This window comes from Flavobacterium sp. UBA5153 (genome assembly GCA_002413745.1).
Taxonomy (GTDB): domain Bacteria; phylum Bacteroidota; class Bacteroidia; order Flavobacteriales; family Flavobacteriaceae; genus Flavobacterium.
Map to the genome: position 1 here is coordinate 58,385 of DHXP01000035.1, position 12,495 is coordinate 70,879.

Consider the following 12,495-nt stretch of genomic DNA (forward strand, 5'->3'; position numbering starts at 1 on the left):
GTTAATTCTTGGTTTTTTCTTTTTTAGACAATAAAACGGCTCCGATCATGGCTACCAATAGTAATATGGAGGCAAATTCAAAAGGCACCATATATTCGTTTAACAGCACTTTACCCAATACTTTTATAGATTGGTAATCCTCGCCAGTTGTTATGTATTCGCCTACAATTGGTTTAGAGTTTATGAAAATGGCTATTAAGATCAGACACATTAAACAGAACAAAACGATAGCTCCCAATCTTGTAACTCTGGGCTTATGCACTTCGTTTTCCTTATTCAAATTCATCAACATTATGGTAAATAGGAACAAAATCATAATGGCTCCTGAATAGACAATCACGTGAACTATTGCCAGAAACTGTGCATTTAACAACAAATAATGACCAGCAATCGAGAAAAAACAAATCACTAGATAGATGGCGCTGTGTATTGGATTTCTGCTATATATTGTCAAAAAAGCGGTAACTATGGTTACAACTGACAAAACACAAAATAAAATTAGTATAGTTGACATTAGTTGGCGTTTTTTGGTTGAGTGTTTTTCATTGCGATATCTAAAGGCATAACCAATTTATCTTTACCATAAATAAAATCTTCCCTATGGTAACTTGCAGGAACTAATTCCTTGGAAATGGTCAAATAAATGGCGTCTTTCGGGCAAGCTTCCTCACATAATCCACAGAAGATGCAACGTAACATATTGATTTCATAAATCTCCGCATATTTTTCTTCACGGTACAAATGTTTCTCGTCGGCTTTGCGTTCTGCCGCCTTCATCGTGATGGCTTCTGCAGGGCAAGATAAAGCACACAAACCGCAAGCAGTACAGTTTTCACGACCTAATTCATCCCGTTTTAACATATGTTGACCGCGATAAACAGGGCTCATTGTACGAACCTGTTCTGGAAATTGAATCGTGGCTTTTTTTCTAAAAAAGTGTTTGATTGTAATCCATAAGCCTTTGAATATGGCTATAAGATACATTCGTTCGAGAAAAGTCATCTCCTTGTTAGAGACTACCTTTTTTCTTCCGGAAAGTGATATTTCTTGTATTGACATTTAAATTTTAGATTTTAGATTTTAGATTCAGGAACTCCCGATTAAAAACCTGATTTTCTTATTTTGTAATTATTTTTTATAACCAATTTTAATTCTTTCAACTTTATTATCTTGCTTTTCCATCATTTCATCTAAATAAGAAAAGACTAATTCAATATTTTTATCGTGATTAATTAATTTCTTTTTTATTTCCTCGATTTCTAATTTAACACTTAAATTATTGGTTAGAAATTCTCGCATTTTAATAAAAGCTTCAACAATTTTAATACTGAATTCAATTGCTCTGTCCGAACTTAATACATTTCCTAACATCATTGTTCCGTGTTCTGTAAAAACATAAGGCAATGTAGAAGAAAATTTTAATTTTTTGAGGTGGTCGCAATTTGCGACCACTTGTTCTTTTTCAATTTCTGTCAACTGAAACATAAAATTAGTCGGAAACCGTTTTATATTTCTTTTGACTTGTTGGTTCAATTGTTTAGTTGTAACACTGTAAAGTGTTGCCAAATCAGAATCAACCATTACCTTTTGATCTCTAATAAGCAAGATTTTGCTCATTATAAATTCTTCTGTAATAATTAATTCTTCGCTCATATATTGTAATTCTGTTTTTATTTCTTGAGGTGGTCACAGATTGTGACCACCTCAATTCGCTCATTTATAGAATCTTAACAGGTTTATTAGCTAAAATTTCATTAGGTGGTCACAAATTGTGACCACATCATTTTTTATTTTTAACTCTTGAGAAGCCAATTTGGCACCTCAAGATTTCAAATTCGTCTTATACTAACTATTTAAGGTGCCAATTCGACTCCTTAAAACCCTAAATAAGCCATTATTTCTACTCTCAAAAGAACAATCCCTGTGATTATGATATTAAAAATTGAAAGCGGGATTAAAATTCTCCAACCCAAATGCATCAATTGGTCATATCTAAATCTTGGAATAGTCCAGCGAACCCACATATAAAAGAAAATAAAGCCACACAGTTTCACAAACAAAGCAACTATTCCTATGACATTGGCAATATTCACTCCCCAATTTTCAACAGCCCAACTCATTCCAGGATAATTATATCCTCCAAAGAATAAAACCGCTAAGATTGTTGATGAAATAAACATATTGGCATATTCAGCAAATAAGTAAAAACCCATTTTCATTGAAGAATATTCGGTATGATAACCACCAATTAATTCGGATTCACATTCCGCTAAATCAAAAGGCGTTCTGTTCGTTTCTGCAAAGGCACAAATCAAGAATATCAAAAACGATAGTGGTTGGTAAAAAACGTTCCAATTCATTCCGGATTGTTGCGCCGATATTTCTCTCAAACTCAAAGTTCCCGTCATCATTAATAAAGCAATCACGGATAATCCCATGGCGACTTCATAAGAAACCATTTGAGATGCAGCTCGAATGGCTCCAAGCAATGAGAATTTATTATTTGAAGCCCATCCTCCAATCATAATTCCGTAAACTCCAACTGAAACTACTCCGAAAATGTATAAAACGGCCACATTAATATCAGTTGCTTGCAATAAAATATCTCGACCGAAAAGGTGAAATCTGTCACCCCAAGGAATTACGGCACTGGTCATCAAAGCAGTTCCCATTGCAATTCCGGGTCCTACAAGAAATAAAAATTTATTGGGAGTATTGGGAGAAAATTCTTCTTTAGCAAACAATTTCAATCCATCGGCAAGAGGTTGGAACAATCCAAATGGTCCTGCTCTGTTGGGTCCAATTCTATCTTGAAGAAAAGCGGCCACTTTTCTTTCCGCCCATGTAGAATACATCGCCATTACCATTGTTACGGCAAAAACCACAACGATGACAACACTTTTTTCTATAATAAATGTACTATCCATTTTTATTGGAATTTAATGGGTTACCGTCTATTTTTTCATCGTAATCAATCGCAGCCATACTTATTTTTTTTCTGTCTACTTCTCTTCCTAAAAGGATATTTTCTTCAGTATTAATCACTACTTTTTCTAGTTTTCCGAAGTGTTTGTTTTGATTGATAACCGAATCTTTTTCAAATTCTCTTGGTCCTTCAATAACCCAGTCTTTCACATCTTTATGGTCAAAACGACATCCGTTGCAAATGAATTCTTCAATTTCGTGGAATTCGTCTTTTCTGCCGGTAACTCTTTGAATTTCGTCGCCAAACATCCAAACCGTAGTTTTTCCGGAACAGGTTGGACAATCTCTGTGTGCGTTATATGGCTTGTCGAACCAAACTCTCGATTTGAATCTGAAAGTTTTGTCAGTCAAAGCACCAACTGGGCAAACATCAATCATATTTCCCGAAAACTCGTTGTCAATGGCATGCGAAACACAAGTCGAAATATTCGAATGATCGCCTCGGTCCATCACTCCGTGAACTCGGTTGTCCGTAATTTGGTCGGCAACCATCACGCAACGATAGCAAAGAATACAACGATTCATATGTAACTGAATATTCGGGCCAATATCTTCTGGTTCGAAAGTTCTTTTTTCTTCTATATAACGGCTTTCTGATTTTCCGTGTTCATAGCTTAAATTCTGCAAATCACATTCCCCTGCCTGATCGCAAATAGGACAATCTAAAGGGTGATTAATCAACAAGAATTCCGTCACCGATTTTCTTGCTTCTTGCACTCTTGGAGAGGACTTGCTGTTCACTTCCATTCCGTCTTGGCAACCCGTTACGCAAGAAGCCATTAATTTTGGCATTGGTCTTGGGTCTGCTTCACTTCCTTTGGCAACTTCGACCAAACAAGCGCGGCATTTTCCGCCACTTCCCTTTAGTTTAGAATGATAGCACATTGCTGGCGGAACTACTTCTCCACCAATCATTCTGGCTGCTTGCAGGATGGTTGTTCCTGGTTCTACCTCAATCGCTTGACCGTCTATGGTTACTTTCATTGTAGTAAATTCTTGTCTTTATACTGTTAATTTAGAAACTAAATGCTTCACTTGTTCAAAAGGTTCAGCAACAAAATGGTCTCTATTTTTTATTTTTTCCGGGAAACGGATATGATATTCAAATTCTTCTCTAAAGTGACGAATCGCCGCTGCCACTGGCCAAGCTGCTGCATCACCCAAAGGACAAATGGTGTTTCCTTCTATTTTGCTTTGAATGCTCAAAAGCAAATCGATATCTTCTTCACGACCGTGACCGTTTTCAATTCTATGCAATACTTTTTCCATCCAACCTGTTCCCTCTCGGCAAGGCGAACATTGGCCGCAACTTTCGTGGTGGTAAAATCTCGAGAAATTCCAAGTATTTCGTACGATACAAGAAGTGTCGTTGTAAACAATAAACCCTCCTGAACCTAACATCGAGCCTGTTGCAAAACCACCGTCACTCAAACTTTCGTAAGACATCAAACGGTCGTCGCCATTGGCTGTTTTGTAAATTAAGTGAGCCGGTAAAACGGGAACTGAAGATCCTCCAGGAATTAAAGCTTTCAATGGTCTGTCAGAACTCATTCCGCCCAAATATTCATCGGAATTCATAAATTCATAAACGCTCAATCCCATTTCTATTTCATAAACGCCTGGATTTTTGATGTGTCCGGAAGCCGAAATTAATTTGGTTCCGGTTGATCTTCCTAAACCAATTTTTGCATATTCGGCACCTGAATTGTTCACAATCCAAGGCACGGCAGAAATAGTTTCGACATTATTCACCACCGTTGGGTTTGCCCAAAGTCCCGAAACTGCCGGAAATGGTGGCTTGATACGAGGATTTCCTCTTTTTCCTTCCAATGATTCGATTAACGCAGTTTCTTCGCCACAAATGTAGGCTCCGGCACCACAATGAACATATACTTCCAAGTCGTATCCTGTTCCCAATATATTTTTTCCCAACCAACCCGCTGCTTTTGCTTCGTTGATGGCTCTTTCCAGGATTTTATAAACCCACATATATTCTCCACGAATGTAAATGTAGGATAGGTTTGCACCCAAAGCGAAACTGGAAGTAATCATTCCTTCAATCAATAAATGAGGAATGTGCTCCATCAAATATCTATCCTTGAAAGTTCCCGGTTCTGATTCGTCGGCATTGCAAACTAAATGTCTTGGTTTTCCTGATTTTTTGTCAATGAAACTCCATTTCATTCCAGCAGGAAAACCTGCGCCACCACGACCTCTTAATCCAGAAGTTTTCACTTCTTCGACAATTTCGTCAGGTGTTAGTGTTTTCAAGGCTTTTTCCACAGAAGCATAACCACCGTTTTGGCGATACACTTCATAGGTTTTAATTCCAGGAATATTTACTTTGTCTAATAATATTTTTTGTGACATATTATTTATCGTGTAACGTAATTTTGTTATCTCTACAATCAGCAATTATCTGATCTACTTTTTCCTTGGTTAATTTTTCTTTATAAAAATCACCCAATTGCATCATTGGAGCATAACCACAAGCGCCCAAACATTCAACTCCAGCAATGGTAAACATCCCGTCAGCAGTGGTTTCGCCCATTTTTATGCCCAATTTTTCACTAGTGTAATCCATTAAATCTTCGGCACCATTCAAGCAACAAGGGGAAGTTCTGCAAAATTCGAACATATATTTCCCGATAGGTTTTTGGTTGAACATCGTGTAAAAAGAAACCACTTCATATACTTCGATGGGTTTTATCAGAAGTATTTCGGCTACTTTGTCCATCAGTTCAAAACTCAACCAGTTGTCGTGGGCATCCTGAACTTCGTGTAAAACTGGCAACAATGCCGATTTTCTATGGTCTTCTGGATAATGACTGATTAATTCATTGATGCGGTTCATCAATGTTTCAGTTATGTTTATTTCTTGTTTGTAATGTGTACGTTCCATAATTTATGCGTCTAATTCTCCGGCAATAACATTTAAACTTGACAAAATAACAATCGCATCCGAGAGCATTGCGCCTTTTATCATTTCGGGATAAGCTTGGTAATAAATAAAACAAGGTCTGCGAAAGTGCAATCTGTAAGGAGTTCTGCTACCGTCGGTTACCAAATAAAAACCTAGTTCTCCGTTTCCGCCTTCCACTGAATGATATATCTCTGCAACTGGAACAGGAATTTCACCCATTACAATCTTGAAATGGTAAATCAAGCTTTCCATATCGTGGTAAACATCTTCTTTTGGAGGTAAATAATATTCAGGAACATCAGCGTGAAATTCGTTTCCTTCCGGCATTTTTGCCAATGCTTGACGAATGATGCTCAAGCTTTCCCAAACTTCAGCATTACGAACGCAAAAACGGTCGTAAGTGTCGCCTGATTTTCCAACAGGAACTATGAAATCAAAATCTTCGTAAGAGGAGTAAGGGTGCGCCACGCGAACGTCATAATCAACTCCTGCGGCACGTAAATTTGGACCTGTAAATCCATAAGCCATGGCTTTTTCGGCAGAAATTGGACCTACATTTACTGTTCTATCAATAAAAATTCTATTTCTCTCGAACAAGTTTTCAAATTCTTTCCAAGCAATAGGGAAATCTCTTAAGAATATGTCTAATTTGCGGAATGCTTCCGGTGACCAATCTCTTTCGAAACCACCCATTCTTCCCATATTCGTTGTCAAACGAGCACCACAAATTTCTTCGTAGATTTCATAAACTTTCTCTCTAAACTGAAAAACGTACAAGAAACCGGTATACGCTCCGGTATCAACGCCAAGGATTGAATTACAAATTAAATGGTCTGTAATTCTGGCCAATTCCATCACGATAACTCTTAAATATTGGGCTCTTTTTGGAACTTCAATATCCAACAATTTTTCCAAAGTCATCCACCATCCCATATTGTTGATAGGCGATGAACAATAATTCATTCGGTCAGTAAGTGGCGTGATTTGGTAAAAAGGACGGTTTTCGGCAATTTTTTCGAAAGCTCTGTGAATGTAACCAATAGTTGGTTCTGCTTCGAGAATTTTTTCGCCATCCATTAACAAGACATTTTGAAAAATACCGTGGGTCGCAGGATGCGTAGGACCTAAATTTAGAATCGAAAGCTCGCTTCCATCTTCATTATGTCGCTCTTTAATTATTTTAGCATATCGATGCTCTGGTGGTAATAATAGTTCTGACATTTATAATGTTGAATTATTTATTTTTTATCTATTTGAGGCGTTCTTCCAAAGAAACGATCATCTTTGTCTGTTCTTCCTCCATCTTCCAACGGGAATTCTTTTCGCATTGGAAAAGATATCATTTCATCCATATTCAAAATACGTTTCAACTGTGGATGACCAATGAAATTAATTCCGTAAAAATCATAAGTTTCTCTTTCCATCCAATTGGAGCAAAGAAAAATATTGGAAACTGATTTTATTTCTGGGGTTGAGCCGTTGATGAAAACCTTGATTTTTATGCGTTTGTTTTCGTACCAATTATGCAAATGGTAAACAACGGCAAATTGTCTCTCGATCCCATTATCTGGATAATGAACGCCGCATAAATCAGTCAGGAAATGAAAACGCAATGTTGGATCATTTTTTAGGAAAAGAATTACGGCGGTAATTTTATCGGCTGCAACTTCTAACGAGAATATATCTTTTTCTTGATTGAAATGGAAGACACTTTCGCCAAATGTTTCCACTAATTTATCTTGAATTTGTGTTGTTTCTAAAGTCATTTCCTTATTTGATATTATAAGATGCCAATAATTCCTGATATTCTGGAGAACTTCGTCTTCTTACGGATTCGTTTCTTACCAATTCCTGCAATTGCATTACGCCATCAACGATTTGTTCTGGTCTTGGCGGACAACCAGGAACATAAACGTCAACCGGAATTACTTTGTCAATCCCTTGTAAAACAGAATAGGTGTCAAAAACCCCACCTGATGAAGCGCAAGCCCCAACGGCAATTACCCATCTTGGTTCTGCCATTTGTTCGTATACTTGGCGTAAAATTGGTCCCATTTTTTTTGAAATGGTTCCCATAACCAAAAGCATATCGGCCTGACGAGGAGAAAAACTCACCCGTTCCATCCCGAATCTTGCCAAATCATAATGCGAAGCCATAGTTGCCATAAATTCAATTCCGCAACAAGAAGTTGCAAAAGGCAATGGCCAAAGTGAATTGGCGCGAGCTAGTCCCACAACGTCATTCAGTTTTGTTGCGAAGAAACCTTCACCAACAACACCTTCTGGAGGGGCAACCATTGTTATATTCGAATCACTCATTTTAATTTTAGATTTCAGATTTCAGATTTCAGATTCTTGTGAATCTTAAAAAGTGAAGTCAATTTTTAAAAAAAATCAATATCTTAATTTGAGAAATTTATGTTCTAAATCTAAAATTCTAAATTTATGTTCTAAATCTAAAATCTAAAATCTAAAATCTAAAATTTCTTTATTCCCATTCCAAAGCTTTCTTTTTGATGATGTAGAAAAATCCCACCAACAGCAAAAGCATAAAAATTACCATTTTCACCATTCCTTCTATTCCCAATTCCTTGAAGTTGATTGCCCAAGGATAAAGAAATATTACCTCGACATCAAACAACACAAAAAGAATCGCAACGAGAAAATATTTTACCGAGAAAGGAATACGTGCATTTCCTATAGATTCAATACCACATTCGAAGTTTTCGTCTTTGATTGCAGAGGATCTTTTAGGGCCTAATTTTCCTGAAATTATTATTATACCCACAACAAAGACAACGGCTAAGAGCAATTGCATTAGTATTGGAATAAAATCTAATTGACTTGATTGCATAATGATTATTGTTTTACTCTAAAATAGAGCCGCAAAGATAGGTTTCAGGGATTTAAAACACAAGTTTAAAACGGAATTTAGTTTAAAGAAAAATAAAATTAATTCTAATTATAAATAAGTTTCGTTTCTTTTGATTTTACAGATAACAGCTACCATTAAAAAACAAAAAAAGCGCTTCGAAATGAATCGAAACGCTTTTAAACATTCGTAAGCAAAAATTTTTTACTTAGATAACTGCTACTTTCGCAGCAACTTTTCCTTTTCTTCCTTCTTCTTCTTCATAGCTAACTCTGTCACCTTCACGAAGTTCTTCCGCGTTGATTCCTGATGCATGAACAAAAATGTCTTTTCCTGTTTCTTCGTCTGTAATAAATCCGTAACCTTTAGATTCATTGAAAAATTTAACTGTACCTGTACGCATTGTAATAGTAATAATAATTTATAATGAGGCAAATGTAATATTTAATATCATACGAAAGACAAGAACCTGTTTATTTTTTGTAAAATTATTGATTTACAGTCTTTTCGCTCCCTAAATTATATCTAATTTAATATGAAGCTCATTTAATTGTGATTCATCAATAATCGATGGTGCATCAATCATGACGTCTCTACCAGAGTTGTTTTTTGGAAAAGCTATAAAGTCACGTATGGTTTCCTGACCACCCAGTATTGCCACCAATCTATCCAATCCAAAAGCCAAACCACCATGTGGTGGCGCGCCATATTGAAACGCATTCATTAGAAAACCAAATTGATCTTCAGCTTGTTCTGGCGTAAATCCTAGATATTTAAACATCAATTGTTGTGTGGCTTTATCGTGAATACGGATTGAACCTCCGCCAATTTCATTTCCGTTTAAAACCATATCATAAGCATTGGCACGAACTGCTTTTGGATTGGTTTCCAATAAGTGCATATCTTCTGGTTTTGGCGAAGTAAACGGATGGTGCATCGCGTGATAACGACCTGTTTCTTCTTCAAATTCCAATAATGGAAAATCAACAACCCAAAGCGGAGCAAATTCCGTTGGTTTTCTCAATCCCAAACGATTGGCTAATTCCATTCTTAAAGCAGAAAGTTGTGTTCTGGTTTTATCGGCTGGACCGGAAAGCACAAAAATCATATCGCCGGCTTTTGCACCTGTAACTTTCGCCCAATTTTTTAAATCTTCTTGGTCATAAAACTTGTCTACCGATGATTTGAAAGTTCCATCTTCGTTGCATTTTACATAAACCATTCCGCTGGCGCCAATTTGTGGGCGTTTGATCCAATCAATCAAACCATCGATTTCTTTTCGGGTATATTCGCTTGCTCCAGGAGCAGCAATTCCCACGACCAATTCAGCAGCGTTGAAAACCACGAATTCTCTGTTTTGTGCTACCTCGTTCAACTCGCCAAATTCCATTCCGAAACGAATATCTGGTTTGTCATTTCCATACGTTTTCATAGCGTAATCGTAGGTAATTCTTGGGAATTTTTCTACTTCGATTCCTTTTATTGCTGAAAGTAAATGACGGGTCAATCCTTCGAAAACATTCAAAATATCTTCTTGTTCCACAAATGCCATTTCGCAATCGATTTGCGTGAACTCTGGTTGACGGTCAGCACGTAAATCTTCGTCACGGAAACATTTCACGATTTGGAAATACTTGTCCATTCCGCCCACCATCAACAATTGTTTGAAAGTTTGTGGGGATTGTGGCAAAGCATAAAATTGTCCTTCGTTCATTCTCGAAGGAACGACAAAATCTCTCGCGCCTTCGGGAGTGGACTTGATTAAATAAGGCGTTTCCACTTCGCAAAAATCTAAATCCGAAAGGTATTTTCGAACTTCCATCGCCACTTTATGACGAAAAAGTAAGTTGTTTTTTACCGGATTACGACGAATGTCAAGGTAACGGTATTTCATCCTGATGTCTTCACCACCATCCGTTTCGTCTTCAATCGTGAAAGGAGGAGTCAGGGAAGCATTCAATATTTTCATTTCGGTAACCAATATTTCGATATCGCCGGTTGGCATATTTGCGTTCTTGGCTTCACGCTCAATAACGGTTCCTTTGGCTTGGATCACGAATTCACGACCCAAAGTTTTGGCCAGTTCAAAAACGTCTTTTTGGCTGCGACTTTCGTCGAAAATCAATTGGGTAACTCCGTAACGGTCGCGTAAATCGACCCAATTCATAAAACCTTTATCGCGCGATTTTTGAACCCAGCCCGCGAGCGTAACTTCTTTATTGATGTGTGAGGCGTTCAATTCGCCACAGTTATGACTTCTATACATTGTAGTAATTTTAGATTGCAAATTTAGGACTAATTATGAATATATGAATTATGAAATTTGAAAGATTGAAAAAATGGGCAAATTGACGTTTGCAGGTTTTGATTAAATTACAATAAGAACTCTTCGTAAGTATCAGGCGTAACTATTTTTGCTATTACATTGGTATAATTTGTAGAAAATGTTGCTGGAATTTTATATTTGGCTTTAACGTTCCATTTAATTTCACAAGCTAAAATTTGGTTCTCATTTTTTTCAATATAATCGATCTCCTGTTGTTGTGTTGTTCTCCAAAAATAGGAGTTTGCTTCATTTTGTCGAATATTCAAGTGTTTTATGCGTTCACTTATTATATAGTTTTCCCACAAACTGCCAATATCGGTTCTTTGAGCCAAAGGATTGAAATTTCCTGTAACCGCATTGATTATTCCATTGTCATAAAAATAGATTTTTTTTCCTTTTTTTATTTCATTCCTAACGTTGTTTGATAAAGCCGGAAGTTTAAAAACCACGAATGCCTTTTCGAGAAGGTCTATGTATTTTTCAACGGTTTTGTTGTCTATTTGAATGAGTTTGCCCAATTCATTATAATTGACCTCGCTACCCACTTGAAGTGCCAATGCTTTCACGATTTTCTGAAGCAAAACCGGTTTTGATATTTGCTCTAAAAGAAACAAATCTTTATACAAATAACTGTTGGCTATCAATTTTATATGTTCTTTGGCGTCTATTGGGTTTGTAATTATTTCTGGATAACTTCCGTAGATAAGCCGTTGTTCTAATGCTCTTTTTTCTTCTAACAAGCCATTGTGGGCAACCATTTCCGAAAATGCGATTGGGAATAAATACATTTCATATTTTCTTCCTGTTAATGGTTCGTTCAATTTGTTTGCTAATTCAAAACTAGAGGAACCTGTGGCAATAACTTGCACCGATTTAATTTGGTCAACAATAATTTTAAGAACAATACCAATGTTTGTAATGCGTTGCGCTTCATCAATGACAAGAATTTCGTTATCTCCAATGATGTTTATTAGTTTGGTAACATTTGGATTTTCAAATAAGACAAGCACATCAGACTCATCTCCGTTTAAGAAAAGTGTTTTTTTGTTTAAGTCGGCAATTAAATTCTGGACAAAAGTAGTTTTTCCCACTTGTCTTGGGCCAAAAACCAGCAGTGCTTTTCCTTTGAATAATCGTGCTTTAGCGTAGTCTGTTTGTTCTCTTCTTATCATACAAAGATGTATTTTGTGAGAAAACAAAAGTAATTAAATTTTGGTATATTCCAAAATTATTATGGTTTTATTGGATTTGATTCCAAAATAATTATGGTTTTTTTGGATTTTATTCCAAAATGATTATGTTTTTATCGTGGTTTAGTTTATAAATTGGGAGCAAAATTGTTCGTTAACTATTTTTTTAATGAAGATTAATAACCTGAATTCGATTAAT

At 36.4% G+C, this 12,495-nt stretch carries 14 protein-coding genes; all 14 read right to left on the reverse strand.

Annotated features, from left to right (window positions below):
• Position 1 precedes the first annotated feature (1 nt).
• Complete coding sequence (locus B2145_RS07590) at positions 2-514, reverse strand: NADH-quinone oxidoreductase subunit J (protein WP_291100465.1); 513 nt, start codon at positions 512-514, stop codon at positions 2-4.
• Entirely contained in the window at positions 514-1,059 is a 546-nt protein-coding gene (locus tag B2145_RS07595) for a NuoI/complex I 23 kDa subunit family protein (protein ID WP_291100467.1), read from the reverse strand. Before B2145_RS07595 ends, B2145_RS07590 begins: the two co-directional genes overlap by 1 nt.
• A gap of 69 nt (positions 1,060-1,128) precedes the next feature.
• Positions 1,129-1,653 (reverse strand): ORF6N domain-containing protein, encoded by a 525-nt coding sequence (locus B2145_RS07600; protein ID WP_291100470.1) that lies wholly within the window; start codon positions 1,651-1,653, stop codon positions 1,129-1,131.
• A gap of 221 nt (positions 1,654-1,874) precedes the next feature.
• Complete coding sequence (gene nuoH / locus B2145_RS07605) at positions 1,875-2,927, reverse strand: NADH-quinone oxidoreductase subunit NuoH (protein ID WP_291100473.1); 1,053 nt, start codon at positions 2,925-2,927, stop codon at positions 1,875-1,877.
• Positions 2,920-3,969: a 2Fe-2S iron-sulfur cluster-binding protein gene (locus B2145_RS07610; protein ID WP_291100475.1), complete on the reverse strand. Its 1,050-nt coding sequence runs from the start codon at positions 3,967-3,969 to the stop codon at positions 2,920-2,922. The genes nuoH and B2145_RS07610 overlap by 8 nt, the downstream gene beginning before the upstream one ends.
• An 18-nt stretch (positions 3,970-3,987) precedes the next feature.
• Positions 3,988-5,355: an NADH-quinone oxidoreductase subunit NuoF gene (nuoF, locus tag B2145_RS07615; protein WP_291100477.1), complete on the reverse strand. Its 1,368-nt coding sequence runs from the start codon at positions 5,353-5,355 to the stop codon at positions 3,988-3,990.
• A 1-nt stretch (position 5,356) separates the two neighbouring features.
• Complete coding sequence (gene nuoE / locus B2145_RS07620; RefSeq protein WP_291100479.1) at positions 5,357-5,887, reverse strand: complex I 24 kDa subunit family protein; 531 nt, start codon at positions 5,885-5,887, stop codon at positions 5,357-5,359.
• A gap of 3 nt (positions 5,888-5,890) precedes the next feature.
• A complete protein-coding gene (locus B2145_RS07625) occupies positions 5,891-7,129 on the reverse strand; it encodes an NADH-quinone oxidoreductase subunit D (protein WP_291100482.1) in 1,239 nt (412 codons plus the stop codon).
• Positions 7,130-7,146: 17 nt separating this feature from the next.
• The gene (locus B2145_RS07630; RefSeq protein ID WP_291100485.1) at positions 7,147-7,674 is read right to left on the reverse strand and encodes an NADH-quinone oxidoreductase subunit C; all 528 of its coding nucleotides are present in this window, start codon (positions 7,672-7,674) and stop codon (positions 7,147-7,149) included.
• Between the two features lie 4 nt (positions 7,675-7,678).
• The gene (locus tag B2145_RS07635) at positions 7,679-8,227 is read right to left on the reverse strand and encodes an NADH-quinone oxidoreductase subunit B (RefSeq protein ID WP_291100488.1); all 549 of its coding nucleotides are present in this window, start codon (positions 8,225-8,227) and stop codon (positions 7,679-7,681) included.
• A gap of 169 nt (positions 8,228-8,396) precedes the next feature.
• Positions 8,397-8,762 (reverse strand): NADH-quinone oxidoreductase subunit A, encoded by a 366-nt coding sequence (locus tag B2145_RS07640; RefSeq protein ID WP_291100491.1) that lies wholly within the window; start codon positions 8,760-8,762, stop codon positions 8,397-8,399.
• A gap of 226 nt (positions 8,763-8,988) precedes the next feature.
• Entirely contained in the window at positions 8,989-9,183 is a 195-nt protein-coding gene (locus B2145_RS07645) for a cold-shock protein (protein WP_007137066.1), read from the reverse strand.
• Positions 9,184-9,294: 111 nt separating this feature from the next.
• The gene (gene aspS, locus B2145_RS07650) at positions 9,295-11,046 is read right to left on the reverse strand and encodes an aspartate--tRNA ligase (protein WP_291100493.1); all 1,752 of its coding nucleotides are present in this window, start codon (positions 11,044-11,046) and stop codon (positions 9,295-9,297) included.
• A 107-nt stretch (positions 11,047-11,153) separates the two neighbouring features.
• Positions 11,154-12,278: an ATP-binding protein gene (locus B2145_RS07655; RefSeq protein WP_291100496.1), complete on the reverse strand. Its 1,125-nt coding sequence runs from the start codon at positions 12,276-12,278 to the stop codon at positions 11,154-11,156.
• Positions 12,279-12,495 lie beyond the last annotated feature (217 nt).